Source organism: Methyloversatilis discipulorum, from assembly GCF_000527135.1.
Classification (GTDB): domain Bacteria; phylum Pseudomonadota; class Gammaproteobacteria; order Burkholderiales; family Rhodocyclaceae; genus Methyloversatilis; species Methyloversatilis discipulorum.
The window spans coordinates 621,719-647,998 of record NZ_AZUP01000001.1 but is presented as its reverse complement, the minus strand read 5'-3'; the positions used below and the strand labels follow the sequence as shown (position 1 = coordinate 647,998).

At 67.8% G+C, this 26,280-nt stretch carries 28 protein-coding genes; 19 read left to right on the top strand and 9 right to left on the bottom strand.

From position 1 onward, the window contains the following. Window position 1: 1 nt before the first annotated feature. From METFAM1_RS0102985 to ppx, 3 genes are read right to left on the bottom strand one after another with little or no spacing between them, the layout of a single operon-like run. Entirely contained in the window at window positions 2-772 is a 771-nt protein-coding gene (locus METFAM1_RS0102985; protein WP_019918060.1) for an ABC transporter ATP-binding protein, read from the bottom strand. Beyond that, window positions 769-1,890: an MlaE family ABC transporter permease gene (locus METFAM1_RS0102980; RefSeq protein WP_019918059.1), complete on the bottom strand. Its 1,122-nt coding sequence runs from the start codon at window positions 1,888-1,890 to the stop codon at window positions 769-771. Before METFAM1_RS0102980 ends, METFAM1_RS0102985 begins: the two co-directional genes overlap by 4 nt. A gap of 10 nt (window positions 1,891-1,900) precedes the next feature. Next, complete coding sequence (gene ppx / locus METFAM1_RS0102975; RefSeq protein ID WP_019918058.1) at window positions 1,901-3,403, bottom strand: exopolyphosphatase; 1,503 nt, start codon at window positions 3,401-3,403, stop codon at window positions 1,901-1,903. A 155-nt stretch (window positions 3,404-3,558) separates the two neighbouring features. Between ppx and ppk1 the strand changes: the two genes are divergently transcribed. Together ppk1 and METFAM1_RS0102965 are read left to right on the top strand one after the other, a co-directional pair. Then, the gene (gene ppk1, locus METFAM1_RS0102970; protein ID WP_019918057.1) at window positions 3,559-5,655 is read left to right on the top strand and encodes a polyphosphate kinase 1; all 2,097 of its coding nucleotides are present in this window, start codon (window positions 3,559-3,561) and stop codon (window positions 5,653-5,655) included. 77 nt (window positions 5,656-5,732) lie between these two features. Continuing rightward, the gene (locus METFAM1_RS0102965) at window positions 5,733-6,131 is read left to right on the top strand and encodes a hypothetical protein (protein ID WP_024300409.1); all 399 of its coding nucleotides are present in this window, start codon (window positions 5,733-5,735) and stop codon (window positions 6,129-6,131) included. 68 nt (window positions 6,132-6,199) lie between these two features. On the opposite strand, the gene METFAM1_RS0102960 is transcribed toward METFAM1_RS0102965, so the two are convergent. Then, window positions 6,200-6,682, bottom strand: coding sequence for a thermonuclease family protein (locus METFAM1_RS0102960; protein ID WP_019918055.1), 483 nt, complete (start codon window positions 6,680-6,682; stop codon window positions 6,200-6,202). A 168-nt stretch (window positions 6,683-6,850) separates the two neighbouring features. Between METFAM1_RS0102960 and METFAM1_RS0102955 the strand changes: the two genes are divergently transcribed. The 6 genes from METFAM1_RS0102955 (at window position 6,851) to METFAM1_RS0102930 (ending at window position 10,853) form a co-directional block, all read left to right on the top strand. Then, window positions 6,851-7,231, top strand: coding sequence for an arsenate reductase (locus METFAM1_RS0102955; RefSeq protein ID WP_332308736.1), 381 nt, complete (start codon window positions 6,851-6,853; stop codon window positions 7,229-7,231). Next, the gene (gene hslO, locus METFAM1_RS0102950; protein ID WP_019918053.1) at window positions 7,228-8,100 is read left to right on the top strand and encodes an Hsp33 family molecular chaperone HslO; all 873 of its coding nucleotides are present in this window, start codon (window positions 7,228-7,230) and stop codon (window positions 8,098-8,100) included. Before METFAM1_RS0102955 ends, hslO begins: the two co-directional genes overlap by 4 nt. 62 nt (window positions 8,101-8,162) lie before the next feature. After that, entirely contained in the window at window positions 8,163-8,963 is an 801-nt protein-coding gene (gene minC / locus METFAM1_RS0102945) for a septum site-determining protein MinC (protein ID WP_019918052.1), read from the top strand. 20 nt (window positions 8,964-8,983) lie between these two features. Beyond that, window positions 8,984-9,799 carry a septum site-determining protein MinD gene (gene minD, locus METFAM1_RS0102940; RefSeq protein WP_024300408.1) on the top strand — a complete coding sequence of 272 codons (816 nt, stop codon included), beginning with the start codon at window positions 8,984-8,986 and terminating at the stop codon, window positions 9,797-9,799. Window positions 9,800-9,801: 2 nt separating this feature from the next. Continuing rightward, window positions 9,802-10,059, top strand: a complete 258-nt coding sequence (gene minE / locus METFAM1_RS0102935) for a cell division topological specificity factor MinE (protein WP_019918050.1) — start codon at window positions 9,802-9,804, stop codon at window positions 10,057-10,059. Beyond that, on the top strand, window positions 10,056-10,853 hold the full coding sequence (locus METFAM1_RS0102930) for a fused MFS/spermidine synthase (protein ID WP_024300407.1): 798 nt from the start codon (window positions 10,056-10,058) through the stop codon (window positions 10,851-10,853). Before minE ends, METFAM1_RS0102930 begins: the two co-directional genes overlap by 4 nt. Window positions 10,854-10,907: 54 nt before the next feature. Here METFAM1_RS0102930 and METFAM1_RS0102925 read toward each other — a convergent pair whose 3' ends face one another. The 3 genes from METFAM1_RS0102925 to acuI form a co-directional block, all read right to left on the bottom strand. Continuing rightward, entirely contained in the window at window positions 10,908-11,231 is a 324-nt protein-coding gene (locus METFAM1_RS0102925) for a c-type cytochrome (RefSeq protein WP_019918047.1), read from the bottom strand. Window positions 11,232-11,243: 12 nt separating this feature from the next. Continuing rightward, window positions 11,244-11,561 (bottom strand): c-type cytochrome, encoded by a 318-nt coding sequence (locus tag METFAM1_RS0102920; protein WP_019918046.1) that lies wholly within the window; start codon window positions 11,559-11,561, stop codon window positions 11,244-11,246. 129 nt (window positions 11,562-11,690) lie between these two features. Next, window positions 11,691-12,680: an acrylyl-CoA reductase (NADPH) gene (gene acuI, locus METFAM1_RS0102915; protein ID WP_019918045.1), complete on the bottom strand. Its 990-nt coding sequence runs from the start codon at window positions 12,678-12,680 to the stop codon at window positions 11,691-11,693. A 139-nt stretch (window positions 12,681-12,819) separates the two neighbouring features. On the opposite strand from acuI, the gene arsS reads away from it, so the two are divergent. The 8 genes from arsS to METFAM1_RS0102875 are packed head-to-tail and all read left to right on the top strand — an operon-like array spanning window position 12,820 to window position 21,402. Then, window positions 12,820-13,782, top strand: a complete 963-nt coding sequence (arsS, locus tag METFAM1_RS0102910; RefSeq protein ID WP_019918044.1) for an arsenosugar biosynthesis radical SAM (seleno)protein ArsS — start codon at window positions 12,820-12,822, stop codon at window positions 13,780-13,782. A 10-nt stretch (window positions 13,783-13,792) separates the two neighbouring features. Next, window positions 13,793-15,187, top strand: a complete 1,395-nt coding sequence (locus tag METFAM1_RS0102905; protein WP_019918043.1) for a sodium:solute symporter family transporter — start codon at window positions 13,793-13,795, stop codon at window positions 15,185-15,187. Next, entirely contained in the window at window positions 15,184-16,131 is a 948-nt protein-coding gene (locus METFAM1_RS0102900) for a hypothetical protein (protein WP_232419632.1), read from the top strand. The genes METFAM1_RS0102905 and METFAM1_RS0102900 overlap by 4 nt, the downstream gene beginning before the upstream one ends. Next, a complete protein-coding gene (locus METFAM1_RS0102895; RefSeq protein ID WP_024300406.1) occupies window positions 16,128-18,278 on the top strand; it encodes a dihydrolipoyl dehydrogenase family protein in 2,151 nt (716 codons plus the stop codon). Before METFAM1_RS0102900 ends, METFAM1_RS0102895 begins: the two co-directional genes overlap by 4 nt. Continuing rightward, window positions 18,275-18,961, top strand: coding sequence for a TIGR04283 family arsenosugar biosynthesis glycosyltransferase (locus METFAM1_RS0102890; RefSeq protein WP_019918038.1), 687 nt, complete (start codon window positions 18,275-18,277; stop codon window positions 18,959-18,961). Before METFAM1_RS0102895 ends, METFAM1_RS0102890 begins: the two co-directional genes overlap by 4 nt. Then, window positions 18,954-19,583, top strand: coding sequence for a TIGR04282 family arsenosugar biosynthesis glycosyltransferase (locus tag METFAM1_RS0102885; RefSeq protein WP_019918037.1), 630 nt, complete (start codon window positions 18,954-18,956; stop codon window positions 19,581-19,583). Before METFAM1_RS0102890 ends, METFAM1_RS0102885 begins: the two co-directional genes overlap by 8 nt. Further along, a complete protein-coding gene (locus METFAM1_RS0102880; RefSeq protein WP_019918036.1) occupies window positions 19,577-20,308 on the top strand; it encodes a DUF3047 domain-containing protein in 732 nt (243 codons plus the stop codon). Before METFAM1_RS0102885 ends, METFAM1_RS0102880 begins: the two co-directional genes overlap by 7 nt. Next, a complete protein-coding gene (locus METFAM1_RS0102875; RefSeq protein WP_019918035.1) occupies window positions 20,305-21,402 on the top strand; it encodes a slr1591 family oxidoreductase in 1,098 nt (365 codons plus the stop codon). Before METFAM1_RS0102880 ends, METFAM1_RS0102875 begins: the two co-directional genes overlap by 4 nt. A gap of 123 nt (window positions 21,403-21,525) precedes the next feature. Here METFAM1_RS0102875 and METFAM1_RS0102870 read toward each other — a convergent pair whose 3' ends face one another. After that, window positions 21,526-22,215 carry an ABC transporter ATP-binding protein gene (locus METFAM1_RS0102870; protein ID WP_019918034.1) on the bottom strand — a complete coding sequence of 230 codons (690 nt, stop codon included), beginning with the start codon at window positions 22,213-22,215 and terminating at the stop codon, window positions 21,526-21,528. On the opposite strand from METFAM1_RS0102870, the gene METFAM1_RS0102865 reads away from it, so the two are divergent. Next, window positions 22,214-22,837 carry an arylesterase gene (locus tag METFAM1_RS0102865; protein ID WP_019918033.1) on the top strand — a complete coding sequence of 208 codons (624 nt, stop codon included), beginning with the start codon at window positions 22,214-22,216 and terminating at the stop codon, window positions 22,835-22,837. The two genes, METFAM1_RS0102870 and METFAM1_RS0102865, sit on opposite strands and share 2 nt — an antisense overlap. 43 nt (window positions 22,838-22,880) lie before the next feature. After that, window positions 22,881-23,999 carry a tRNA 2-selenouridine(34) synthase MnmH gene (mnmH, locus tag METFAM1_RS20085; RefSeq protein ID WP_024300405.1) on the top strand — a complete coding sequence of 373 codons (1,119 nt, stop codon included), beginning with the start codon at window positions 22,881-22,883 and terminating at the stop codon, window positions 23,997-23,999. Here the strand turns inward: mnmH and METFAM1_RS0102855 are convergent. After that, window positions 23,951-24,478: a class I SAM-dependent methyltransferase gene (locus tag METFAM1_RS0102855; protein WP_019918031.1), complete on the bottom strand. Its 528-nt coding sequence runs from the start codon at window positions 24,476-24,478 to the stop codon at window positions 23,951-23,953. The genes mnmH and METFAM1_RS0102855 overlap by 49 nt on opposite strands. A 93-nt stretch (window positions 24,479-24,571) precedes the next feature. Here METFAM1_RS0102855 and METFAM1_RS20315 point away from each other — a divergent pair, with 93 nt between their 5' ends. After that, window positions 24,572-26,278, top strand: coding sequence for a sensor histidine kinase (locus METFAM1_RS20315; protein WP_019918030.1), 1,707 nt, complete (start codon window positions 24,572-24,574; stop codon window positions 26,276-26,278). The last annotated feature ends 2 nt before the right edge of the window (window positions 26,279-26,280 follow it).

Genomic DNA, 26,280 nt, shown 5'->3' with positions numbered 1-26,280 from the left:
ATCAGCTCCCGCTGCGCGCGAGCACGCGCGACATGCGTTCGGCACAGAAGAAACTGCGGATGAAGGGATGATCGTGTTTCATGACGTGATCAAGTGGACCGTAAGCGAGTATACGTCGCTCGCCGAGCACGGCGACCTGCGTCGCCAGCGCCGCCAGCGTATCGAGATCGTGGGTCACCAGCACCACGGTCAGACCAAGCTGATCGCGCAAGCGGCGGATCAGCGCGACAAAGGCCTCCGAACGGTCCGGATCCAGGCCCGCGGTCGGTTCGTCGAGCAGCAGCAGCTCAGGTTCGAGCGCCAGCGCGCGCGCCAGCGCGACCCGCTTGATCATGCCGCCGGACAGCTCGGCCGGCATCAGCCAGGCATGCTGCGGCTCCAGCTCGACCATGGCGAGCTTGATCATGACCAGATCATGGATGGCATCGCGATCGAGCCAGCGCAGTTCGCGCAGCGGAAAGGCGATGTTCTCCAGCACGTTGAGTGCGGAAAACAGCGCGCCCTGCTGGAACAGCACGCCGAAACGTCGCCGCAGCTGGCGGTCGGCCAGCGCATCGCCGGAAAAGAGCGGCTGACCGAACACGCGTATCTGGCCCTGCTGCGGCCGCAGCAGGCCGATCACCTGGCGCAGCAGTGTGGTCTTGCCGCTGCCCGAACCACCGACCAGCGCCAGCACCTCGCCTGCCGGCAGGGCGAGATCCAGCCCCTCGTGCACGACGTTGCTGCCGAAGCGCGTGACCAAGCCGCGAATGTCGATGACCGCGTCGTTCATGTCGGCATGCCGATGTGGCGCGTGGCAATGGCGAACACCGCGTCGACCAGGATGACGCAGGTGATCGCACTGACCACCGAACGCGTCGTGTTGGCCGACAGGCTTTCGGTGTTCGGCTTGACGGTCAGTCCGAAGTGGCAGGCGACCAGCGCGATCACCAGACCGAAAGCCAGGCCCTTGCCCAGACCGATGCACAGATTGGCGATCGGCACTACGCGCGACAGCGTTTCGAGAAAGAAACCGTAGCTGATGTCGAGCTGTATCGACGCCGCCACCATGCCGCCGAACAGCGCCGCCGACGAGGTCCACAGCACCAGCAGCGGCATCGCAGCCAGCAGCGCCAGCACCTTGGGCAATACCAGCCGCAGCGTGGCCGGCACGCCCATCGTGGTCAGCGCATCGATCTCTTCGGTCACCCGCATCACGCCGAGCTGCGCGGTCATCGCCGAACCGGAGCGACCGGCCACCAGCACCGCCACCAGCACCGGCCCCAGTTCCCGCACGATGCCGATGCCGAGGATGTTGATGATGAATACGTCGGCGCCGAAGGTTTTCAGCTGCAGCGCCGACAGATAGGACAGCACGACGCCGATCAGGAAGCCCACCAGCGCGGTGATCGGCAGCGCCGTCACGCCGGTCTTGTACAGATTGGCCGACAGCTCGCGCAGCGGCGCGTCGTGCGGGCGACGCAATGCGGCGGCGAGATCGAACAGCATCTGGCCGGTCAGCGCGATCATGCCGATCAGCTGGCGCCACAACGCGATGCCGACGCGCCCGAGCGCGACGATCGAATCGCCTGCGCGCGACTTCGGCGCACCGGCGCGGCGGCGCACACCCAGCGCCGCCGCCGACTCCAGCATCCGGCGCGTGCGCGGATCGGCTTCCAGCCCGTCCGGCAGCCGGTCGCCCCAGCCACGCCACAGCACGCTGGCGCCGAGCGAATCAAGGCGGCTCACGGCGGCGAGATTCCAGGTCTCGATCCGGCCTGTTTCGGCCGCGGCGAGTTGCGCGCGCAAGGCGTCGAGGCGCCCTTCCAGTCCCGTCAGCGTCCAGTCGCCGGTCAGCACGGCAACGCGCAACGGCCCGGACATCTCGAACGTAATCGTCGGGACGTCCATGATCTGGCGTTCAGGCGGCCGACTGGCCCTTGGCGCGCTGCGGACGCAGCTTGAGCTCGATGCCTATGGCCGCCCACAGGCGTTGCTCGTCCTGCAGGCTGGCAGCCGTCAGCGGTGACGCCGACAGCCATTCGGCGCGCGCCGACATGACGTAGCCCGCGCCGCTGCGATCAAGGCGCAGCGGCAGTTCGTCGTAGTCGTCGCGGCTGCGATGCAGCAGCACGGCCAGCCGCAGACAGAGGATGAGCGGCCAGTCGCGCAGGTCGGCGGCGGCGGAATTCACCTTTTCCAGCTTGCCGCGATGGGCCAGCACCAGCCGCGCGAGTCGCGCCTGGTCCATGCGCGAGAAACCGGGCATGTCAGCGTTGCCGACGATGTAAGCGCTGTGCTTGTGGTAGCCGGCATGCGCCACCGAAATGCCCAGCTCATGCAGGCGCGCGGCCCAGCTCAGCAGGTGCAGATCCGGATGATCGTCGCCGGCATTCGGTTCGAGCTGCCGGAACAGCTTGAGCGCCGTAGCGTGAACACGATCGGCCTGGCGCTGATCCACCTGGTAGCGGCGCACGAATTGCAGCACGGTCGCATCGCGCAGGTCGCGATGGTGATAGCGCCCGAGCAGGTCGTACAGCACGCCCAGTCGCAGCGCTCCCTCGGAAAAGCTCATGCGTTCGAGACGGAAGGCGTCGAACACCGCAGACATGATAGCGAATCCACCGGCCAGCACTGGCAGCCGATCCGGACGAAGCCCTGCCACACCGAGGCGATTCACGTCGCCGACCCGCAGCAGCAGCGAACGCAGCTTGTCCATGCCTTCACGCGTGAGCGCGCCCTGGCACCAGCCGTTCAGTTCCATGATGTCGAGCAGCGCACGGGCCGTGCCGCTGGAACCGACCGCCTCGTCCCAGCCGAGCGAACGGTAGTCCTGCTCTATGGTCTCCAGTTCGCGTCGCGCCGCCAGTTCGGCCTCGCGCAGCGACTTCTTGTCCATCCGACCGTCCGGGAAATAGCGCAGGCTGAAGGCGACGCAGCCCATGTAGAGCGATTCGAGCGCCATCGGCTCGAAGCTGCGACCGATGATGAACTCGGTCGAGCCACCGCCGATATCGACCACCAGTTGCTGACTGGAAGGATTGGGCAGCGTGTGAGCAACGCCAACGTAGATCAGCCGCGCCTCCTCGCGCCCGGCGATCACCTCGATCGGGAAGCCCAGAGCCGCCTCGGCCTGCGGCAGGAACTGCGGCGCGTTCTTCGCCACGCGCAACGTATTGGTCGCCACCGCGCGCACCTGGTCCGGCGCGAAGCCACGTAGACGCTCGTTGAAACGGGACAGCGCCTCCAGCCCCCTGAGCTGCGAGGCGCCGTCGAGCAGCTTGCCGTGCCCCAGACCGGCCGCCAGGCGGACGGTTTCCTTCACGCCGTCGAGCGGGTAGATCTGGTCATCGATCACCCGCGCCACCTGGAGCCGGAAACTGTTGGACCCGAGGTCGACGGCGGCGAGAAGTTCGTAGCTCATGCGGCGATGCAATAAAAGAGGCCAGCGCGGAGTGTAGCAGCGCGCACGCCGCGCGCCGTCAAGCACGAAGCGCCCGGACGCTGTAATAATTCCATAGCACTTGTGTCACAAAATACCGGGTCGCATAACAACAAGTTCAGAGACAGAAACCGATCATGCCGTCCATCCTGCCGGTGCCCCGCTACGCACCCGATCACTTCATCAACCGCGAACTGTCGCTGATCGCCTTCAACCGGCGCGTACTGGCGCAGGCGGCGGACGAGCGCGTGCCGCTGCTCGAACGGCTGAAATTCCTGTGCATCGTGTCGAGCAACCTCGATGAGTTCTTCGAGGTGCGCATCGGCGGCCTGCGCGAACACATCCGCATGGGCGCACGCGGCGTTACCTCCGACGGCCGCTCGGCTCAGGAGGCGCTGCGCCTGATCGCCGCCGAGGCGCACCAGCTGATCGCCGAACAGTATTCGCTGCTGAACGACGTCATCCTGCCGCTGCTGGAGAAGGAAGGCATCGTCTTCCTGCGCCGCGGCGACTGGACCGAGGCGCAGCGCGAGTGGGTACGCGACTACTTCATGCGCGAGCTGATGCCGGTGCTGACGCCGATCGGACTCGACCCCTCACACCCCTTCCCGCGCGTGCTGAACAAGAGCCTGAACTTCGCCGTCGAGCTTGAAGGCCGCGACGCCTTCGGCCGCAGTTCGCGTTATGCCATCGTGCAAGCGCCGCGCGCGCTGCCGCGGGTGATCAAGCTGCCGAAGGACCTGACCGGCGTTGACCACGGCTTCGTGTTCCTGTCGTCGGCCATGCACATGAATGTCGGCGACCTGTTCGAAGGCATGAATGTGCTCGGCTGCTACCAGTTCCGCGTCACCCGCAACTCCGACCTCTTCCTCGACGAGGAAGAGGTGAAGAACCTGCGCCAGGCGCTGCAGGGCGAACTGCCGCAGCGCCACTACGGCGACGCCGTGCGCCTCGAAGTCGCGGACAACTGCTCCGAACACATGGCGGATTTCCTGCTGCAGCAGTTCAACCTGACGCGCGACGACCTCTACCGCGCACCGGGCATCGTGAACCTCGTGCGCCTGATGCAGGTGCCAGACTGGGTCGAGCGCCCGGATCTGAAATACCCGCCCTTCGTGCCCCAGGTGCCGCGCGCGATGGAGAAGCGCTACGACATCTTCGCGATGATCCGCAAGCAGGACCTGCTGCTGCATCACCCCTTCCAGTCCTTCAAGCCGGTGATCGACCTGGTACAGCAGGCGGTCGACGACCCGGAAGTCGTGGCGATCAAGATGACGGTGTACCGTACCGGCACCGATTCCGTGCTGATGGAAGCCCTGGTACGTGCCGCGCTGAAGGGCAAGGAAGTCACTGTCGTGGTCGAACTGATGGCGCGCTTCGACGAAGAAGCGAACATCAACTGGGCGTCGCGCCTCGAAGAGGCCGGCGCGCATGTCGTGTATGGCGTATTCGGCTACAAGACGCACGCCAAACTGCTGATGGTGGTGCGGCGCGAACAGGTGGACGGCGTGCATCGCTTCCGCCGCTTCGTGCACCTCGGTACCGGCAACTACCACCCGCGCACCGCGCGCTTCTACACCGACTTCGGCCTGATGACCGCGAACGAGCAGATCGGCGAAGACGTGAACGAAGTATTCAAGCAGCTGACCGGCCTCGGCCACGCCGGCACGCTCACCCACCTTTGGCAGGCACCCTTCACGCTGCACAGCAATGTCATCGCCGCCATCGGGCAGGAAGCGGAGAACGCCCGCGCCGGCCGCAAGGGTCGCATCATCGCCAAGATGAATTCGCTGGTCGAGGACGAAACCATCGAAGCGCTCTACGCGGCCAGCCAGGCCGGTGTCGACATCGACCTCATCGTGCGCGGCGTCTGCGCGCTGCGCCCGGGCGTGCCCGGCCTGTCGGACAAGATCACCGTACGCTCGGTGGTCGGTCGCTTCCTCGAACACTCGCGCATCTATCACTTCCATGCCGATGGCGAAGAAAAGCTCTACCTCGCCAGCGCCGACTGGATGGAGCGCAACTTCTTCCGCCGCATCGAGGTGGCCTTCCCGGTGCTCGATCCGAAGCTGAAGCGACGCATCATGAAAGAGGGTCTGCGCCCCTATCTGCTGGACAACAGCCAGTCGTGGGAAATGGAACCGGATGGCCGCTACCGGCGACGGGTATCGCGCGCCGCGCGGCATTGCGCACAGGACACGCTACTGGCGGAGTATTCGCGCGGCGCTCTGTGAGCGCCTCACGGCACTCAAGCGGCGGGGGCGCGCTGCCGTAGACGGGGTGTGTGCCCAATCTCCGGAAGCGCCCCCAGGTGAAAGCTGTCCCCTCCATCGTGCTGATCGCGTGCGCAGTCGCCCTGACCGCGTGCGACAAGTTGCCCATTCCCGATCCCAATCGCGCCGCGGCGCAGAAGGAGCTGGAGGCCAAGGCCGTCGGCGGCGCCTGCCGCCACGCTGGCCGCGCACTCGAGGACTGTTACGCCTTGAACCCGAAGGCGTCGAAGGCCGCCATCTTCGCCGGTTGGCGCGAAATGAACGACTACATGACGCAGAACAAGATCGAGGTCGTGCTGCCGACGGTCAGCCCGAAAAACACCCGCAAACTGAAGCCGGTCGACGCCGAAACGGTCGCCGACGAGGCAGTGGCGGACGACGCACCGGCCGCGAAGGAAACACACGGCAGCCGGAACCCTGCGCTGACCGCAGGCTGATCCTCAGTCGACAGGACAATGAAAAAGGGCCCGGTGATTACCGGGCCCTTTTTCATTCGGCGCTGGACTCAGCGCGCGCTGACCAGTTCGCTCACGTCGCGTCCATCGACCCTTACCCGGGCCAGCGTGACGTCGCCGGCATCCATGCCCAGCGGTTCGATGCTGACACGGCCCGAATCCAGCAGTTGCTGCAGGCGCTGCTTGGCCATGCCGGACGCGCCAGCCATTTCTATGCCGTCCAGGCCGGCTGCACGGACGCGGACGCCGTCCGCGTAGAAGGTGCTGCCATCGACGGCGTAGTGGCGCTGCGCCGGCGGCTTGGGCGGACGGAAGGCCGGCACCGCGACAGCGAGCGGCGCCGAGCGCTTGGCCGCCGCCTGCACGGTGGGCGAAACACGTTTCTTGGAGGCGATCTTGGCCGCAGGGCGGACCGCCGACTTGACCTGTTTGCCGCTGGCGACCGAACGCGCGGCATGCGCAACGTCGGCGGCAAACATCGAAAATCCGAAAACCAGCGTCAGGGCATAGAGGCCCGGGCGTCGAAACATCATGCACGTCTCCCACTGTTGATGCCGCGAACGATCTTGAAAGCCGATCAATTTCGCGTGCCAGTTTGTTGTTTCGGATAAATTTTCCAAATCTTAACCATTGCAGCACGATGACGCCAGCCCCGGGAGGCCATTCGTCGCCCGCAGCAGGCGCCGGCGGCGCAACGTACAATGCGCGCTCTCCGGATTCCACCCCTGAACACCCCCATGCTTTGCGTCTTCGGTATCAAGCGTTGCGACACCATGTCGCGTGCCTTCGCCTGGCTTGCCGACCGGCACATCGACTTCCAGCTGCATGACTACAAGAAGGATGGCGTGCCGGCGGACGCGCTGGCCGACTGGATACGCCGCGCCGGCTGGCAGGCCGTCGTCAATACGCGCGGCACCACCTTCCGCAAGCTGCCGCCCGAGCAAACCGCCGATCTCGACGCCGATCGCGCCTTCGCGCTGCTCAGCGCCAACCCGTCGGCCATCCGCCGGCCCATCGTCGACCACGACGGCGAACTGCTGATCGGTTTCGACCCGCAACGCTGGTCGGAGGTGCTCGGATGAGCGCATCTGACCTGATCCAGCGCTTCATGTTCGAAGGTCTGGACATACGCGGCGCCCGCGTGCGCCTGTCCGAGGGCTGGCAGTCCATGCTGCGCGGCCGCGGCTACGGACCCGTCGTGACGCGCCTGCTCGGCGAAGTGACCGTGGTGTCGCTGATGGTGGGCGGCCAGCTCAAGCAGCCGGGCCGGCTGACGGTTCAGGTGCGCGGCAATGGCGCCATGGGCATGCTGGTGGTCGATTGCGACCAGCAACTGCGCATCCGCGGCATGGCGAGTGCGCCGGCCGATCTGGTCGAAGCACCGCTGCCCGAACTGCTGGGCGACGGCCATCTGGTGATGACCATGCAGCCCGAAAGCTCGCCTACGCCTTACCAGAGCGTGGTACCGCTCGAAGGCGCCACCGTGGCCGAGGTGTTCGAACACTTCCTCGAACAGTCCGAACAGCAGCCCACCGCCTTGTGGCTGGCTGCCGACGGCGACACGGCGAGCGGATTGTTCCTGCAGAAGCTGCCGGGCGCCGATCAGCGCGACACCGACGGCTGGGCCCGTGTGTGCCATCTGGCCGCCACGGTGACGCCCGACGAACTGAAGACGCTGGACACCGAAACACTGCTCAGCCGACTGTTCCACGAGGAGATACAGGCCGGCGGAATCCGCGTGTTCGAGGCACAGACGCCGCGCCATCACTGCCCGCGTGACGAGGAAAAGGTCCGTCGACTCGTGCTGTCGCTGGGCCGCGCCGAGGTCGAATCCATCCTCGCCGAGAAGGGCGAGCTGCACATCCATGACGACATGTGCAATCACGACTACCGCTTCAGCGCGGCCGACATCGCCCGCCTGTTCGGCGATCCGCCGGCTGCGGTGCATTGAAGCGCCGTGTTGCCCGCAGGTCGGGCACTGAGTAGACTTTCGACATTTCCCGCGGACTCCCCATGGCGCGCAAGCCCGATACTTCGGCCATAGAACTTAAAAGCGCCACGCTCGAAGCGATGCGTGCCGTGCTGCGCAGCAACGACAGCATAGCCATCGCCGCAGCGCTCGACGCGCGGCTCGGCAGCATGCCCGGCTTCTTTTCCGGCGAACCGGTGGTGATCGACTGCAGCGAACTGCCGGCCGACGCCCGCCCCGATCTGCCGGCCATCCGCGACGCACTGGGCCGTCACGCGCTGACCGCAGTCGCCGTGCAGGCCGCGTGCGATGCAGCAGCGGACGACGCGCGCGCGCTCGGCATGGCCGTACTGGCCGCCGACAGCGCACCCCGCTCCGTGCCCACCCCGGCGCCGGAGCCCGTGCCGACGCCGGAAATTTCGGCCCCGGCGCCTGCACCAGCCCCTGAACCGGTGGCGGCAGCTGTGCCGGAAGCCGTGGTCACGCAGGCGCAGCGACGCACCGAAATCATCGACAAGCCCCTGCGCTCGGGTCAGCGCATCTATGCCCGCGGCTGCGATCTGGTCGTGCTGGCCATGGTCAGCGCTGGCGCCGAAGTGATCGCCGACGGCAACATCCACATCTACGCACCGCTGCGCGGCCGCGCGCTGGCCGGCGCCTCGGGCGACACGCAGGCGCGCATCTTCACCACCTGCTTCGAGGCGGAACTGGTATCGATCGCCGGCGTGTACAGGACCTTCGAACACACGGCCAGCGGCGAACTGCTGCGCCGACCGGCGCACGTGCGCCTGGAAGACCATTCGGACAAACAGGTATTGACCGTCGCCGCTTTGGCGACCACCTGAATCACAAGAGGGAGAACACAGTGACCCGTATCGTAGTCGTGACATCCGGCAAGGGCGGCGTGGGCAAGACCACCACCAGCGCCGCGTTTTCGTCCGGCCTTGCACTGCGCGGCAAGAAGACCGCGGTGATCGATTTCGACGTCGGCCTGCGCAACCTCGACCTCATCATGGGCTGCGAACGCCGCGTGGTGTATGACTTCGTGAACGTGATCCACGGCGAAGCCAACCTGACGCAGGCGCTGATCAAGGACAAGCACTGCGACAACCTGTTCGTGCTGCCGGCCTCGCAGACGCGCGACAAGGACGCACTGACCGAGGAAGGCGTCGAGAAGGTGCTGAAGGACCTCGCCGACATGGGTTTCGACTACATCGTCTGCGACTCGCCGGCCGGCATCGAGCACGGTGCGGTGATGGCGCTCACCTTCGCCGATGAGGCGGTCATCGTGACCAATCCGGAAGTCAGTTCGGTGCGCGACTCGGACCGCATCCTCGGCATCCTGCAATCGAAATCGCGCCGCGCGCGCGACGGCCGCGAGCCGGTGAAGGAACATCTGGTGGTCACCCGCTACTCGCCCAAGCGCGCCGTTGAAGGCGAGATGCTGAGCCACGTCGACGTGCAGGAAATCCTGCGCATTCCGGTGCTGGGCGTGATCCCGGAATCGGAAATCGTGCTGCAGGCCTCGAACCAGGGCACGCCGGCCATCCACATGGAAGGCAGCGACGTCGCCCAGGCGTACGAAGACGTGGTCGCGCGCTTCCTCGGCGAGGAGCGTCCGCTGCGCTTCGTCGACTACGAAAAGCCCGGCCTGCTCAAGCGCCTGTTCGGAGGGAAGTAAGCATGTCCCTGCTTTCCCTGATCTTCGGCCAGAAGCAGAAGACCGCTTCGATCGCGAAGGAACGCCTGCAGCTCATCATCGCGCGCGAACGCGGATCGAACTCGGCGCCCGACTTCCTGCCGGCGCTGCAGCAGGAACTGGTGGCGGTGATTTCCAAGTACGTGCGCGTGAACCCGGAAGACATCAAGGTCCAGCTCGAAAAGCAGGACAACTACGAGGTACTCGAAGTCAACATCGTGCTGCCCGAGCAGCGCAATTGAGCCTCGCTACGCTGTTGGGCAGCGGCCGCACGAAGACACCGCGTAACTCGATAGACGTGTCCGAGGCGGCCGGCGTGCGCTACCTGCACTTCGGTTCCGAATGGGTGCAGGGCGCCATGCGCGTCGCGCGCCCGTTCGCGCTGGAGCTCGAATACACGCGCGAAATGATGCTGCCGCTGCTGTTCGCGCCGAACGATGCGTGGCCTGCGCGCGTGCTGGTGATCGGGCTGGGCGCGGGCTCAGTTACCAAATTCCTGCATCGTTACTGCCCGCAGTCGACCATCACCGTGGTCGAGATCGATCCGCGCATGCCGGCCATTGCGGCGATGCATTTCCGGCTGCCGGCCGAGGATGAGCGCCTGCGCATCGTCATCGACGACGGCGCGAAATTCATCGCCGAAAGCGAGACGGAGTGGGATTTCATCCTGGTCGATGGCTATGACCACCGGGCGCGTGCCAATGCGCTCGACACCGCCGCCTTCCATCAGCACTGCCGCGCACACCTGGCCGCCGACGGGCGCGTCAGCCTGAACATGTTCGGCCGCACGCGCGGCTTCCGTGCTAGTGCGCAGCGCCTGATCGACGCCCACGACGGGCGGGCGCTGGTGCTGCCCTCGCTGGACGAAGGCAACGCGATCTGTATCGCCGGCGGCGCCGAAACGATAGACCTGTCGCTCGACACCTTGCGCGAGCGCGCCCGCCAGCTGCGCGCGCAGACCACGCTGAATCTGACGCCCACCCTGAGCCGTCTGGAAAAGGCAGGTTATTGCCCCGGCGGCCGGCTCACGCTCTGAGCGGGCAACAAAAAAGCCGGCAATGCCGGCTTTTTTGTTGGCGCGAAGGCGAACTCAGCGACGGGTGACCAGCGGACCGGCCTGCGACGCGAAGTAGGCGGCCAGATCGGCCATGTCCTGGTCGCTCAGCGCACCGACCTGAGCCGCCATGATGGCGTTCTTGCGCGTGCCCTTCTTGTATTGCTGCAGCGCCTGCAGCAGGTAGTCCTCGTGCTGACCACCGATGCGCGGGAAGGCCGGCGCCGGGCTGTTGCCGTCGGCACCATGACAGGCGGCGCAGGCAGCGGACTTTTCCTTGCCCTTGGCGGCATCGCCGGCGTGGGCGACAGACATGCCCACCATGGCGGCGAGCGCAACGAATGCGAATTTCTTCATCATGGCCTGCGTTCCTTATTTCTGGGCGCCGTAGTAGGCGGCGAGGTCGGCCATGTCCTGCTCGGTCAGGCTGGCAGCGATACCGGTCATCGTCGGGTGCTTGCGGTCACCGTTCTTGTAGGCCTGCAACGCGGCCACGATGTACTCCGGGTACTGACCGCCGATGCGGGGCACCTTGTAGGTCTTCGGGAATGCGGTCTGGTAGCCCGGAATGCCGTGACAGCCGACGCACATCGAAATCTTGTCCTTGGCTGCGTCGGCATTGCCCTCAGCAGCGAAGGCGAGCGGGCTGGCGCAGACGGCTACGACAGCAAGAAGGGTCCTGGCGCTCATCGAGTCTCTCTTCTTATGGGTTGAAGTGGATTCCTGCAAAATCGCGGCGCAGTTTAGCCAAGTACTTGATGAGCGTCAAAATTAGTGCGCCGCAACAGTGCTTGTCGACCGCGCCGCAGGCGCCTCCCGTCAGGCCACCGAGGTATCGACCACGAGGCGGCCGCGCACCTGTCCGTCGATGAAACGCGGCGCCACCGCGATCACGTCGGACAGCGGCACCACCTGCGTGATGCGATCCAGCAGGTCCAGCGGCATGTCGCGCACGATGCGGGCCCAGGCCGCCTCGCGCGGGGCGCGCGCGACGGTGACGCTGTTGATGCCATAGAGGGTGACACCACGCAGGATGAACGGCGCCACCGTAGCCGGGAAGTCCATGCCTTGCGCCAGTCCGCAGGCCGCCACCGCACCGTTCTCGCGCGTCGCCGCGCAGGCATTGACCAGCGTGTGCGAGCCGACGCTGTCGACGACGCCCGCCCAGCGCTCCTTCGCCAGCGGCCGGCCGGGCGCCGACAGCGTGGCGCGGTCGATCACCGATTCGGCGCCCAGCGACTTCAGGTAGTCGGTCTCTGCCAGCCGGCCGGTGCTGGCCACCACGCGGTAACCGAGCCTGGCCAGCAGCGCTACTGCGACCGAACCAACGCCGCCGCTGGCGCCGGTCACCAGCACCTCGCCGTCGCCCGGCTGCAGGCCGTGACGTTCCAGCGCCATGACGCACAGCATGGCGGTGAAACCGGCCGTGCCGACCGCCATTGCATGCATCGCATCGAGCCCGGCCGGCAGACCCACCAGCCAGTCGCCCTTCACCTGCGCGCGCTGAGCCAGACCGCCCCAGTGACCTTCGCCAACCCCGAAACCGGTCAGCACCACCGCGTCGCCGGCCTTCCACAGCGGGTGACTGCTCTGCTCCACCGTGCCGGCGAAATCGATGCCCGGCACCATGGGCCACTTGCGCACGATGGGGCTGCGCCCGGTGATGGCCAGCGCGTCCTTGTAGTTCAGGCTGGACCAGCTGACGGCGACGCGCACATCGCCTTCCGGCAGCGCTGATTCGTCAAGATCCTTGAGGCTGGCGATCGTCTTGCCGCCCTCGCCCTGCTCCAGCAATATGCCTTTGAACATTCTTTCCTTCCTCCGGTCGTTGGCGTGGGTACGTCGTCGATGACGTATCCCGGTGCCGGGCAAGCATACTGCACCCTGACCGTAAGCTTTTCCGCCCGTGGGCGGTCTGCTGCCGTACAGACATCGAGGACCTCTCTGCATGCACGCCACCCTGCCGCTGCTGTCCCGCACCGATTTTCCGCCGCTGCGCCGGCGCCACACCGAAGTGCTGCAGGTCAATCTGGGCTACACCTGCAACCAGAGCTGCCTGCACTGTCACGTGAATGCCGGACCGACGCGCACCGAACAGATGAGCGCCGAGAACATCCGCGCCGTGCTCGACTTCATCCGCGCCAGCGACATCCGTCAGCTCGATCTGACCGGCGGCGCGCCGGAAATGAATCCGCACTTCCGCAGCGTGGTTACCGAGGCGCGCGCGCTCGGCGTCGCGGTGATGGACCGCTGCAACCTCACCATCCTGTCCGAACCGGGCCACGAGGGATTGGCGACATTCCTGGCCGAACAGGGCGTGCAGGTGACCGCGTCGCTGCCCTGTTACCTGGAGGATAACGTCGACCGCCAGCGCGGCAATGGCGTGTTCGCGCGCAGCATCGCCGGACTGAAGCAACTGAACGCGCTCGGCTACGGCCGTGCCGGCAGCGGTCTCGAACTGAATCTGGTGTTCAACCCGCAAGGCCCTGCCCTGCCGCCGCCGCAAGCCCAGCTCGAAGCGGCGTATCGCGAGCATCTGGGCCGCGAGTACGGCATCGTGTTCACCCGGCTGCTGACGCTGGCCAACATGCCGATCCAGCGCTTCGGCTCGACGCTGGTATCGAAAGGCCAGTTCGCCGATTACATGGAACTGCTGCGCGGCGCCCACCGCGACGACAACCTTCAGCACGTGATGTGCCGCAACCAGTTGAGCGTGGACTGGCAGGGCCACGTCTACGACTGCGATTTCAACCAGATGCTGGGCCTGCCGCTGCGCGTCGAGGGGCGGCCGCGCACCCATCTGTCGCAACTGCTGGGGCGCGACCTCGACGGCAATCCGGTGGTGGTGGCCGATCACTGCTATGGCTGCACCGCCGGACAGGGTTCGTCCTGTGGCGGCGCACTGAACTGAGGTCGACGCGATGAACGATCCGCTGCTTTTCGGTGCCGCCTTCTGGGGCTTTCTCATCCTGTACGGCGCCGGCATGTACGCGCTGTCGCCGCGCGCGGTCGGTCACGCCGGCTTCTTCCGCGGCCACGACGAAGCGGGCCGCCCGGCTGCCACATGGGCGCTCGGCGCCAGCATCTTCATTTCGTGGATATTCGCCAAGTCCATCACCAACGCGGCCAACCTCGGCGCCACCTACGGCATCGTCGGCGGCCTCGCCTACGCCACCTACTGGCTGTCCATCCCGCTCGCCGGCTGGGCCATCCTGCGGCTGCGTCGCAGGTATGCGGCGACCGGTCTGCTGTCCTTCCTGATCACCCGTCACGGCCGTCTGGCGGCGCTGGCTTTTTCGCTGGCCATCCTCGTTCGACTGTTCAACGAAGTGTGGAGCAACACCTCGGTGGTTGGTGGCTACTACGGCGAAGCGGGTTCGGCCGGTTTTATCGGTGCGGCGCTGCTGTTTACCGCGGCCACGCTGTTCTACAGCCTGAAGGGTGGACTGCGGTCTTCCATCTACACCGACGTGCTGCAGACCGTGCTGTTCGTCGGCTTCTTCGCCGTCGTCATGCTGATGGTGCTGCCGACGCACGGACCGGCGACGCTGCTGTCGACCGGCGACTGGCGCCTCGACGCCGGCGTCGACCTGCTGCTGGTGGCCGCACTGCAGGTACTGTCATACCCCTTCCACGACCCGGTGCTGACCGACCGTGGCTTCATCACCGACGAGCGCCGCATGCTGCGCGCCTTCGTCTGGGCCGGCGTGCTCGGCTTCGCCTGCATCCTGCTGTTTTCGCTGGTCGGCGTGCACGCACGGCTGGAAGGCATCGCCGGCGGCGACAACGTGCCGGCGGCACTCGCCCGCAGCATGGGACCGGCGGCGCTGTTCGTGATGACCATCGTGATGGTCGCGGCCGCCGGTTCGACGCTGGACTCGACCTTCTCTTCGGTCGCCCGCCACGTCGCGCAGGAACTGCCGCAACTGGCCGGCCGCCCGGAGCCGGTGCGCGCCATCGGCGTCGGCATGCTGGCGATGGCGGCGATCGCGCTGCTCGGCAACATTCCGATGATCGCCGGCACCGACATCCTGAAGGCGACGACGATCAGCGGCACCATGGTGATCGGGCTGGCGCCGATCTTCCTGCTGGCCGGTTTCACGCAGCCCGGCACGCGCGCCGCCGCGCTCTCCTTCCATCTCGCCTTCTGGACCGGCATGATCCTCGGCGTGCTGCTTGCCGCCAATCTGATACCGGACAGCTGGGCCATCGGCAGCGGCAAGTACGCCAAGCTGCTCGGCGTCAATCTTTACGGGCTGCTGCTGTGCACGGCCGGCTACCTGCTGCCTTCCCTGCTGACACGACGGGCGCCATGACTATGGACGACGACATCGCGCACAGCAGGCCCGGCCGCAGCTGCCCGCTGCACTACCGTTACGGTGCAGGCGCACTCGCCAGTACCGCGCACGACCTCGCGGCCGACACGCTGTACGTGGTCGGCGGCCTGTACGGCAACCGCCCCGCGCTCGACGCGCTCGTCCGCCTGCTGGAAGGCGAGCGCGGCCCGGTGCGCGTGCTGTTCAACGGCGACTTCCACTGGTTCGACATCGACGCCGCCCACTTCGCCGACGTGCAGCGCCGCGTGCTCGCCTTCGATGCAATCGCCGGCAATGTCGAGGCCGAACTGGCCGATGACACGGACGACGCCGGTTGCGGCTGCGCCTACCCGGACGAGGTGCCGGAAGCAGTGGTCACCCGCTCGAATCTGATCCACGCCCGGCTGTCGCAGACCGTGCGCCACGACCCGATGTGGCGCGGCGAACTGGCGGCGCTCGATTACTGGCGCGCGGTGCGCGTCGGCGAGGCACGCGTCGGTGTGGTCCACGGCGACGCCCATGCGCTCGCCGGCTGGACTTTCGACGCGCGCGCGCTGCACGACCCGGCGCAGCGCGCAGCGCACGAAGCGGCCTTCGCTGCCGCCCGCTGCGACGTGTTCGCCTGCAGCCACACCTGTCTGCCCGCGCTTGCGCGCTTCGGAGAGGGCGCAGTGATCAACAACGGCGCCGCCGGCATGCCCAACTTCCGCGGCGCGCTGCATGGCGTCGTATCGCGCATCGCCGTCACGCCGTCGCCGCATAGTCCTCTGTACGGCACCCGCGTCCGTGGCGTGCATATCGACGCCTTGCCGCTGCATTACGACCACGCCCGCTGGCTGGACGAATTCGACAATCAGTGGCCGGCCGCTTCGCCCGCCGCGCTGAACTACCGCGAACGCATCCTGCGCGGACCGCAGTGGACACCCCGCGACGCCGCACCATGAACGCGCGCAAACTGGCCCTGCTGCTGGTACTGCTCGCGCTGGTCGGCGCCTTTTTCGTGTTCGACCTCGGCCGCTTTTTCGATCTCGCCTGGTTCAAGGCGCAGCAGCAGATGCTGAACGAGCGCGTCGCCGCAGCGCCATGGACGGCGGCGGCAATCTACTTCGTGGTCTATGTCGCCGTCACCGCGCTGTCGCTGCCCGGCGCAGCGGTGATGACGCTGGCCGGCGGCGCGCTGTTCGGCTTCTGGGTGGCGCTCGCGCTGGTGTCCTTCGCCTCCAGCCTGGGCGCCCTGCTCGCCTTCCTGATCGCGCGCTTCCTGCTGCGTGACTGGGTACAGGCCAAAGTGGGCAAGTCACTCGACGCGATTAACCGCGGCGTCGAACGCGACGGCGCTCTTTACCTGTTCACGCTGCGTCTGGTGCCCGCATTCCCCTTCTTCGTCATCAACCTGGCGATGGCACTGACCCGGCTGCCGGCACGCACCTTCTACTGGGTGAGTCAGGTCGGCATGCTGGCCGGCACCGCGGTGTACGTGAATGCGGGCACCCAGCTCGGGCAGATCGACTCGCTCGCCGGCATCCTGTCGCCCGGCCTGATCGGCGCCTTCGTGCTGCTGGGCCTGTTCCCGCTGATCGCGCGCAAGCTGATCGATGTCGTGCGCGCCCGTGCCGTCTACAAACGCTGGCCGCAGCCGGCGCGCTTCGACCACAACGTGGTGGTGATCGGCGGTGGCAGTGCCGGGCTGGTTACGGCCTACATCGCGGCCGCCGTGAAGGCCAGCGTGGCACTGGTCGAGAAGCACCGCATGGGCGGTGACTGCCTGAATACCGGCTGCGTGCCGTCGAAGGCACTGATCCGCTCGGCGCGCTTCGTCGCGCAGGCCGCGAAGGCGCAATCGCTGGGCATGAAGTCGGCGCAGGTGGACTTCGATTTCGCCGACGTGATGGAGCGCGTCGCCCGCGTCGTACGCACGATAGAGCCGCACGACTCGGTCGAGCGCTACCACGCGCTCGGCGTCGACTGCATTCAAGGCAATGCGCGCATCACCTCGCCATGGACGGTCGAGGTCTATGGCGAAGACGGCCGAGCGCGCACGCTGAGCACGCGCAACATCGTCATCGCCGCCGGCGCCCGCCCCTTCGTGCCGCCGATACCGGGCATCGAAGAGATGGAGGTACTGACCTCGGACACCGTATGGTCGCTGCGCACGCTGCCGCAACGCCTGCTGGTGCTGGGCGGTGGGCCGATAGGGTGCGAGCTGGCGCAGGCCTTCGCCCGCTTCGGTGCCGCGGTGACCCAGGTCGAGATGGCAGAGCGGCTGATGCTGCGCGAAGATCCCGAGGTGTCGGCGCTGGTCGAGAAGCAGTTCGCCGCCGACGGCGTGCAGGTGCTGACCCGGCACAAGGCGGTACGCTTCGCGGTCGAAGGCGATGAGCGCGTGCTGTACGCCGAAGGCGCGGCCGGCGAGGTGCGCGTGGCATTCGACGCATTGCTGTGCGCGGTCGGCCGCACGCCGAATGTCAGCGGCTACGGACTGGAGGAACTGGGCATCGCGCTGCGCCCGAACCGCACGGTCGACACCAATGACTACCTGCAGACGCTGTATCCCAACATCTACGCCTGCGGCGACGTGACCGGTCCTTACCAGTTCACGCACATGGCGGCCCATCAGGCCTGGTATGCGGCGGTCAATGCGCTGTTCGGCCGCTTCCGCCGTTTCCGCGTCGATTACTCGGTCGTCCCCTGGGCCACCTTCACCGAACCGGAGGTCGCCCGCGTCGGCCTCAACGAAAGCGAAGCCGCCGAAAAGGGCGTGCCCTTCGAAGCGACCGTCTACGGGCTTGACGACCTCGACCGCGCCATCGCCGACGAAGCCGCGCACGGCTTCGTCAAGGTGCTGACGGTGCCCGGGCGCGATCGCATACTGGGCGTCACCATCGTCGGCGAACACGCTGGCGAACTGATCGCCGAATACGTGCTGGCGATGCGCCACGGACTGGGACTGAACAAGCTGCTCGGCACGATACACATCTACCCGACCATGAACGAGGCGAACAAGTACGCCGCCGGCGTGTGGAAGCGCGCGCACGCGCCGCAGAAGCTGCTCGAATGGGTGGGCCGCTATCACGCGTGGATGCGCGGATGAACCGGCTGTCCATCATCGTGCCGGTGCTGGACGAGGCGCCGGGCATCGTCGCGACGCTGCAGGCGCTGCAGCCGCTGCGCGCGGCCGGTGCGCAGATCATCGTCGCCGACGGCGGCAGCCGCGACGACAGCTGCGCGCTGGCGCGGCCCTTGTGCGACGTGCTGGTCGCGTCGTCGCGAGGGCGCGCGCTGCAGATGAATGCCGGCGCCGCGCGTGCCCGCGGCGAGGTGCTGCTCTTCCTGCACGCCGACAGCGCGCTGCCGGACGGCGCGACCTTGCTGATCGACAACGCGCTCGACAGCGGCGCGCAGTGGGGCCGCTTCGACGTCGCGATCGAAGGCCGCTCGCCGCTGCTGCGCGTGGTTGCCTTCATGATGAATCTGCGCTCGCGCCTGTCCGGCATCGCCACCGGCGACCAGGCGATTTTCTGCACGCGTGCGCTGTTCGACCACCTCGGCGGCTTCGCCCCGATCGCGCTGATGGAAGACATCGACTTCTCGCGCCGCGCACTGAGCCTCAGTGCGCCAGCCTGTCTGCGGGCACGCGTACGCACCTCGGGGCGCCGCTGGGAGAAGCATGGCGTGTTGCGTACTGTGTGGCTGATGTGGCGCCTTCGCCTGCGTTACTTCTTCGGCGCCGACCCGCAGGCGCTGGCACGCAGCTATCGGCCGCACCATGACTGAGTCGACTGCGGTACTGGTGTTCGCCCGCGCGCCAGTACCGGGCGCTGCAAAGACGCGGCTGATGCCAGCACTCGGCGCCGACGGCGCGGCGCGCGCCAGCGCAGCGCTGACAAGGAGAGCGCTGCGCGCCGCGATCGAGGCCGGCATCGGCACGGTCGAGCTGTGGTGCGCACCCGATTGCGGTCACCCCTTCTTTACCGACTGCGCGCGCGACTTCGGGGTCACGCTGCATGCACAGTCGGCAGGCGACGTCGGCCGGCGCATGGCGCAGGCCTTCGACGACGCACTGTCGCGGCACGCGCGCGTCGTGCTGATCGGCGCCGACGCGGTGTCGCTGCAGGCCGCCGATCTGGCGGCCGCCGCCGCTGCGCTGCGCGACCACGACGCCGCCTTCGCGCCCGCCGAGGACGGCGGCTACCTGCTGGTGGCGCTGCGCAGCCGGCAGCCGGCGCTGTTCGACGGCCCGATCTGGGGCACCCCTTCGGTATGGACGCAGACACGCGCGCGCCTCGACGTGCTGGGCCTGCGCACCAGCGTGCTGCCGACCGGCTACGACGTCGATCACCCGGCCGACTGGCAGCGCGCGCTGCGCGAAGGCCTGCTGGAGGGCGACGCATGCTGACCCGTCTGCGCCTGCTGCTGTGGGCGGCCGCGCTGGCGCTGGCCGGCGAGGTGTGTGCGGACAGCGCATTGCCGCGCTTTTCGTCGCAGTCAGCCGGTGCCGCCATCGCCGGCTGGACACCGTGGACGCTGGGTGGGAAGGCCGCACCGGCCGACTTCCGCCTGAGCGCGCTGGACGGGCAGACCGTGCTGCGCGCCGAAGCCGTCAATGCCGCGTCGGCGCTGATCCACGCCGGCCGCTTCGACACCACCGCAACGCCCTGGCTGAACTGGCGCTGGCGCGCCGACCGTCTGCCGGCCGGCAACCGCTTCGCCACTCGCGACGGCGACGACTACGTGCTGCGCGTCTATGTGCTGTTTGACTACGACATCGCCAAGCTGCCCTTCGGAGCCCGCACGAAGCTGCGCATCGCCCGCGCGCTGCACGGCGACCAGGTGCCCGCCGCCGTGCTCTGCTACGTCTGGGACAACCGCGTGCCTGCGGGCACGCGCGCCTGGAGCGCCTACACCGATCGCGTGCGCATGATCGCGGTCGAGGGCGACGGCGCGCCGACCGGCGTCTGGCGCAATGCCAGCCGCAACCTGCGCGACGACTTCCGCGAAGCCTTCGGCGAGGACGCTCCGCCGGTGATCGGCGTCGTCGTCGCGGCCGACACCGACAACACCGCCGGCAGTTCGCTCGGCCATTTCGGCGACCTGTCGCTCGACGCCCAGCCGCTGCCATGACAAAGCTGGTACTGCTCGGCGGCGGCCACGCCCAGCTCTTCGTGCTCGAAGCCTTCGCCCGACAGCGGCCGGACGCCGACATCCGTCTGATCACGCCCGAGGCATTGACGCCCTACTCCGGCATGCTGCCCGGCGTGCTGGCTGGTCACTACGGTGCGCGTCAGGCCTGCATCGACCTGCGCCCGCTGGCCGAACGCGCCGGCTGCCAGCTCATGCTGGATCGCGCCATCGGCATCGACGGCACACACCGCCGGATCACGCTGGCCGGCGGCGAAGTGATCGACTACGACCTGCTGTCCATCGACACTGGTTCGACCCCGCAGCGCCCCGACATTCCCGGCGCGGCCGAGTACGCGCAGCCGGTGAAGCCGATCGCCGACCTGCTCGCGCGCTGCGCAGTCGTGACGCCGGCTGCCGTCAGCGTGCTGGGCGGCGGCGCGGCCGGCGTCGAGGTGGTGATGGCCTTGCACCACCGCTGGCCCGCAGCGCACTGCACATTGATCGAGCGCGGCGCCACGCCACTCGGCGGACTGGGAGAGCGGCTGCAGCGCAGCATCGGCGCCGAACTCGCTCGTCAGCACATCGATGTCGTCACCGGCGCAGCCGTCACGCGGATCGACGCGGACGCCATCCGGCTGGACGACGGCCGCACCCTCGCCAGCGATTTCACCGTGCTCGCCACCGGCGCCGCAGCACCGGCCTGGCTGCGGGGCAGCGGACTGGCGCTGGACGCGCGCGGCTTCGTCGATGTCGGTGCCACGCTGCAATCGACCTCGCACCCCGAGGTGTTCGCCGCCGGCGACGTCGCAACGCTGAGTGCATCGCCGCGGCCGAAGTCGGGGGTCTACGCGGTGCGCGCCGGACCACCGCTGGCCGCCAACATCGCACGCGTGCTGGCCGGTCAGCCGCCGCTCGACTGGCGTGCGCAGCGGCACGCGCTGATGCTCCTCGCCTGCGGCCGCCGCCACGCCATCGCCGCGCGCGGCGGCTGGGTGCTCAAGGGTGACTGGGTCTGGCGCTGGAAGGACGTGATAGACCGCGGCTTCGTGCGCCGCTTCGATCCGCAGGCTGACAGCGAGACGGCCGCGGGCTGAGGACGATCAGTTCGGGGGCACAGGCGCGGCGCCCGTGCCGAAGCCGCGTCGCGGCCAGTGTCGCTCCGGCAATCCGCGCGCGGGCACGGTCAGAGGCCCGCAGGCGACGGCGACCTCCGGCCGCTAAGCCGCCATGCGCCCGGCAGCCAGCCGGATGCGTCGGCTGCAGCGGGCGGCCAGCGCTTCATCGTGCGTCACCAGCACCAGAGTCGTACCCTGTTCGGCGTTCATTTCGAACATCAGGTCGATGATTGAGGCGCCGGTCGCCGCATCGAGGTTGCCGGTCGGTTCGTCGGCCAGCAGCAGCTGCGGCTCGGGCGCGAAGGCGCGGGCGAGTGCGACGCGCTGCTGTTCGCCGCCGGACAGCTGGCGCGGATAGTGGGTCAGCCGGCCGCCCAGGCCGACGCGTTCGAGCAGGGCGACCGAGCGCTCGCGCACACGCTCGGCGTTGGCCAGTTCCAGCGGCAGCATGACGTTTTCGAGCGCCGTCAGCGCCGGCAGCAGCTGGAAGGACTGGAACACGAAGCCCACCTTGTCGCCGCGCAATTCGGCCCGTGCGTCCTCATCGAGCGAAAAGATGTCCTGGCCGGCAATGCGAACCGAACCGGCGCTCGGCAGGTCAAGACCGGCAAGCAGCCCGAGCAGCGTCGATTTGCCGGAACCGCTGGCACCGACGATGGCCAGCGCCTCGCCGGCCCCGACCTCGAAGGCGATATCCTGAAGGATTTGCAGTGGCGCGTTGCCGCTGCTGACCTGTTTTCCCAGCCCGCTGACTTCGAGCAGCGGGCCTGATTGCGGAGTGTCTGTAGGCATGAAGAAGCTTCTGTGGTCCCTGTTTGTCGTGTTTCTTACCGCCCTGCCCGCCGCCGCGCAGACCGTGCTGGTGGTCGGCGACAGTCTGTCCGCGGGCTACGGCCTGCGCCAGCAGGAAGCCTGGCCGGTATTGCTCGGCGACAGGCTGAAGCAGTCCGGTTACGGTCATGCGGTGGTCAACGCCAGCACCAGCGGCGACACCACCGCCAACGGATTGTCGCGCATCGACGCCGCGCTGGCCGCACACAAGCCTGCCATCGTCATCATCGCACTGGGTGCCAACGACGGCCTGCGCGGCCTGTCGCTGAAAACGATGCGCGACAACCTGGAAAGCATGACGCGCAAGGCGCAGGCTGGCGGCGCCAAGGTGCTGATCGCCGGTATGCAGCTGCCGCCGAACTACGGCCCCGACTACACGCAAAAGTTCGCCGCCACCTTTTCCGAGGTGGCGAAGTCCACCGGCTCGGCGCTGCTGCCCTTCCTGCTCGACGGCTTCGCCACCGATCCGCAGCAGTTCCTGCCAGACGGCATCCATCCGGTTGCTGCGGCGCAGCCGCGCATCGTGGACAATGTATGGACGCCGCTCCGCGCCCTGCTCGGCAAGCCGCTGGCGCGGCGCTGAGCACGCCGACGCGCACACCACGAACAGACAGGACACCCGCTGCATGAACGCCCCTTCCGGCCAGCGCCGCCCGGCCGGCATCGCCCAGGTCGACCAGCTCTACGGCTTCGACGCCATCATCGACACCCGCTCACCGGCCGAATTCGCGCTCGACCATGTACCGGGCGCCATCAACTGCCCGGCGCTCGACAACGAACAGCGGGCGGAGATCGGTACGCTGTACAAGCAGGTGTCGCCCTTCGTCGCCCGGCGGCGCGGCGCGGCGCTGGTGGCGATCAATATCGGCCGTCACCTGCTCGAACGCTTCCAGGACAAGGGGCCGGACTGGCGGCCGCTGATCTACTGCTGGCGCGGCGGCAAGCGCAGCGGCGCCTTCGTCACGATATTCCGCCAGGTCGGCTGGGATGCCCACCAGCTCGAAGGCGGTTACAAAGCCTATCGGCGCGACGTGCTGGCGCGGCTGGCGGCACTGCCGGCCGCTTTCGATTTCCGCGTGGTCAGCGGCCCGACCGGCAGCGCGAAGAGCCGCGTGCTCGAACGCCTGGCCGCACGCGGCGAACAGGTGCTGGACCTGGAGGCGCTGGCGGCGCACAAGGGCTCGGTACTCGGCCGCCAGCCCGGCATCGACCAGCCGCCGCAGAAACTGTTCGAGTCGCGCCTGCTGCACGTGCTGTCGGCACTCGACCCGGCGCGCCCGGTGTTCGCCGAGGCGGAAAGCCGCCGCATCGGGCTGGTCACCGTGCCGGACGCACTGATCGACCGGTTGCGCGCCGCCCCCTGCATCCGCATCGAGGTGCCGGCGGCGCCACGCACCGAATTCCTTCTGCGCGACTACGACTACATGACGCAGGACGCCGAAGCGCTGATCGAACGGCTGGAGCGTCTGATCGAGCTACGCGGCCGCGACACTGTGGCGACCTGGTCCGCACTCGCGCGCGCCGGGCAGTGGGCCGAGCTGGTTGCGGGCCTGCTCGAACAGCACTACGACCCGCTGTACCGCCGCTCGCAGTCGAACAACTTCAGCCGCCACACCGATGCCCCGACCGTCACCGCCGAGCGGCTGGACGATGCAGGCATCGATAGTCTGGCCGGGCAGATCGCCGCCGCCGCCGCTCAGCTCAGCACCGGCAGCACGTCCGAGCGCACCGCGCAGATGCGCTGAATCATCGCTGGCACCGGACGGGCGATCTCGCCCTGTTCGAAAGCGATCACGCTGCCCCAGCCGCGCACCCAATCCAGCAGTTCGTGCGGGCGCAGCAGGAAATCGGGGTTCGACGGCTTGCCGAAGCGCGCATTGCCGTCCATGAAGGTTTCGTAGATCAGCAGGCCGCCGGGCTTGAGCAATGCGGCGACTCGATTCAGCCGCGGCCGGAACAGGTAGCGGGTCACCACCACGGCATCGAAGCAGGCTTCGCCCCACGGCCAGTCGCCCTCCTCAAGGTCGGCGCACAGCGTGCGGATGCGCGGCTGCCCGTCCAGCGTCGCCAGCGCGGCGGCGTCACGGTCGGCCGCCAGCACGTTCAGATCGCGCCCGGCCAGCCAGCGCGCATGGCGACCACCGCCGCAGGCCAGGTCGAGCACGTCGGCGCCGTGCGGGATCAGTGCGCCGAAACGCGCGACCCAATCCGACGCGTCCTGCATTGAAAAATGAGGATGAGATGCCATCTGCGGGCCCTTATTCGGGTTTTCGTGTCGAGGGGTCGCATTATCATCCCGGGCATACCAAGGACAATAATGTTCCGCTCTCCGGACCTTCCGCCGCCCACCCGTGGCGCACGGACATTCTTTCTGTGGCGCGCACTGCCGCTCGCCCTGCTCGCCGCTGCGCTCGCCGCCACCGAGTCGCTGCCGGTCGGGCTCGCGGTGCTGGCCGCCAGCCTCGGCATCGGCGTGCTCGCGCTGCGCGAGCAGGACAGGCTGTCACGGGAGGTCGAGCAGCACCGGCTCGACGCCGCTCGCCTGCGCGACTACACCGATCTGGCAACCGACTGGCACTGGGAAACCGACGCCGCGTTGCGCCTTCAGTATTCGCGCGCCGAAGGTCACCTGGCCAGCGCACTGGACCAGCGCGCCGTGCGCAACCGTCGCCTGTGGGAAATCAACGCCCTGTCGCCGGTGCACGGCGACTGGGAGGAATGTCACCGCCAGTTCCAGAGCGGCAAATCGCTGCAGCTTCACCTGGTGCTGCACCGGCCGGACGGCGTGGTGCGCCACATCGAGCTGCGCGGGCGCCCGATCACCGACGGCAGCGGCCAGCTGTGCGGCTATCGCGGTACCGGCCGCGACGAAACCGCCTTCGTGCAGTCAACCCGGGCACTGCGCGAAGTCGAGACGCGACACCGCGAAATGGTGAATCACCTGCGCGAAGTCATCTTCCGCATCGACGCCCGCGGCCGTTTCACCTACCTGAACCGCGCCTGGGAAACGCTGACCGGTCAGCCGGTGAACCAGGCCATCGGCCAGCGCATCCTGCGCTGGCTCAGCAAGGACGAGGCGCGCTATCTGCTGGCACGGCTGGAGCCCATGCTCGACGGCCGCCGCGATTCGATGCAGATCGAGGTGCGTACCGGTACCGGCAGCGCGTCGGCACGCTGGCTGGAAATCGCCATCGGCGCCCGTTTCGACGGCAACGGCAAGCTGGAGAGTCTGTCCGGCAGCATCGAGGACATCACCCAGCGCAAACAGGCCGAGGCGACGCTGTACGACATGAATGCCGAACTGGAGCGCCGCGTGAAGCGCCGCACCGCCGAGCTGGAGGCGTCCAACCGCGAACTGGAGGCCTTCTCGTACTCGGTATCGCACGACCTGCGCAACCCGCTGCGCGCGATCGACGGCTTTTCGCAGATCATCCTGGAAGACTACGGCGACCAGCTGGATACGCAGGCGCACAGCCACCTCGCACGCATCCGCGCCGCTTCGCAGAAGCTGTCCACGCTGATCGACGATCTGCTCGAACTGGGCCGGCTCACGCGCACGCCGATCAGCCGCGCCGAGGTCGACCTGTCGGCGCTGGCGCGCGCCATCATGCGCGACCTGCGTGCGGAGTCGCCCGAGCGCGAGGGCAAACTGGCCATCGGCATGCACCTGATGGCGCGCGTCGACCCGATGCTGGCGCGCGTGCTGCTGGAGCACCTGCTGCGCAATGCCTGGACCTTCACCGCCGGCCGCGAGACGGCCGAGATCGAGTTCGATGCCCGCCTGCGCAACCGCGAAGTGGTGTTCCACATCCGCGACAACGGCATCGGCTTCGACATGGCGCACGCAGCGCAGCTGTTCAAGCCTTTCAATCGTCTGCACGATCAGTCGGACCGCAGCGGCACCGGCATCGGCCTGGCCACCGTGCAGCGCATCGTCAACCGCCACGGCGGCCGCATCTGGGCCGAAGGCGCACCGGACAAGGGCGCCTGCTTCTACTTCACGCTGCCCGACCCGACACACTGACG

What these genes read in the sequence shown, in the direction of transcription:
- METFAM1_RS0102985 (WP_019918060.1), bottom strand. Translation starts at nt 772, where the DNA reads ATGAACGACGCGGTCATCGACATTCGCGGCTTGGTCACGCGCTTCGGC.
- METFAM1_RS0102980 (WP_019918059.1), bottom strand. Translation starts at nt 1,890, where the DNA reads ATGGACGTCCCGACGATTACGTTCGAGATGTCCGGGCCGTTGCGCGTT.
- ppx (WP_019918058.1), bottom strand. Translation starts at nt 3,403, where the DNA reads ATGAGCTACGAACTTCTCGCCGCCGTCGACCTCGGGTCCAACAGTTTC.
- ppk1 (WP_019918057.1), top strand. Translation starts at nt 3,559, where the DNA reads ATGCCGTCCATCCTGCCGGTGCCCCGCTACGCACCCGATCACTTCATC.
- METFAM1_RS0102960 (WP_019918055.1), bottom strand. Translation starts at nt 6,682, where the DNA reads ATGATGTTTCGACGCCCGGGCCTCTATGCCCTGACGCTGGTTTTCGGA.
- METFAM1_RS0102955 (WP_332308736.1), top strand. Translation starts at nt 6,851, where the DNA reads ATGCGCGCTCTCCGGATTCCACCCCTGAACACCCCCATGCTTTGCGTC.
- hslO (WP_019918053.1), top strand. Translation starts at nt 7,228, where the DNA reads ATGAGCGCATCTGACCTGATCCAGCGCTTCATGTTCGAAGGTCTGGAC.
- minC (WP_019918052.1), top strand. Translation starts at nt 8,163, where the DNA reads ATGGCGCGCAAGCCCGATACTTCGGCCATAGAACTTAAAAGCGCCACG.
- minE (WP_019918050.1), top strand. Translation starts at nt 9,802, where the DNA reads ATGTCCCTGCTTTCCCTGATCTTCGGCCAGAAGCAGAAGACCGCTTCG.
- METFAM1_RS0102925 (WP_019918047.1), bottom strand. Translation starts at nt 11,231, where the DNA reads ATGATGAAGAAATTCGCATTCGTTGCGCTCGCCGCCATGGTGGGCATG.
- METFAM1_RS0102920 (WP_019918046.1), bottom strand. Translation starts at nt 11,561, where the DNA reads ATGAGCGCCAGGACCCTTCTTGCTGTCGTAGCCGTCTGCGCCAGCCCG.
- acuI (WP_019918045.1), bottom strand. Translation starts at nt 12,680, where the DNA reads ATGTTCAAAGGCATATTGCTGGAGCAGGGCGAGGGCGGCAAGACGATC.
- arsS (WP_019918044.1), top strand. Translation starts at nt 12,820, where the DNA reads ATGCACGCCACCCTGCCGCTGCTGTCCCGCACCGATTTTCCGCCGCTG.
- METFAM1_RS0102905 (WP_019918043.1), top strand. Translation starts at nt 13,793, where the DNA reads ATGAACGATCCGCTGCTTTTCGGTGCCGCCTTCTGGGGCTTTCTCATC.
- METFAM1_RS0102900 (WP_232419632.1), top strand. Translation starts at nt 15,184, where the DNA reads ATGACTATGGACGACGACATCGCGCACAGCAGGCCCGGCCGCAGCTGC.
- METFAM1_RS0102895 (WP_024300406.1), top strand. Translation starts at nt 16,128, where the DNA reads ATGAACGCGCGCAAACTGGCCCTGCTGCTGGTACTGCTCGCGCTGGTC.
- METFAM1_RS0102890 (WP_019918038.1), top strand. Translation starts at nt 18,275, where the DNA reads ATGAACCGGCTGTCCATCATCGTGCCGGTGCTGGACGAGGCGCCGGGC.
- METFAM1_RS0102885 (WP_019918037.1), top strand. Translation starts at nt 18,954, where the DNA reads ATGACTGAGTCGACTGCGGTACTGGTGTTCGCCCGCGCGCCAGTACCG.
- METFAM1_RS0102880 (WP_019918036.1), top strand. Translation starts at nt 19,577, where the DNA reads ATGCTGACCCGTCTGCGCCTGCTGCTGTGGGCGGCCGCGCTGGCGCTG.
- METFAM1_RS0102875 (WP_019918035.1), top strand. Translation starts at nt 20,305, where the DNA reads ATGACAAAGCTGGTACTGCTCGGCGGCGGCCACGCCCAGCTCTTCGTG.
- METFAM1_RS0102865 (WP_019918033.1), top strand. Translation starts at nt 22,214, where the DNA reads ATGAAGAAGCTTCTGTGGTCCCTGTTTGTCGTGTTTCTTACCGCCCTG.
- METFAM1_RS0102870 (WP_019918034.1), bottom strand. Translation starts at nt 22,215, where the DNA reads ATGCCTACAGACACTCCGCAATCAGGCCCGCTGCTCGAAGTCAGCGGG.
- mnmH (WP_024300405.1), top strand. Translation starts at nt 22,881, where the DNA reads ATGAACGCCCCTTCCGGCCAGCGCCGCCCGGCCGGCATCGCCCAGGTC.
- METFAM1_RS0102855 (WP_019918031.1), bottom strand. Translation starts at nt 24,478, where the DNA reads ATGCAGGACGCGTCGGATTGGGTCGCGCGTTTCGGCGCACTGATCCCG.
- METFAM1_RS20315 (WP_019918030.1), top strand. Translation starts at nt 24,572, where the DNA reads ATGTTCCGCTCTCCGGACCTTCCGCCGCCCACCCGTGGCGCACGGACA.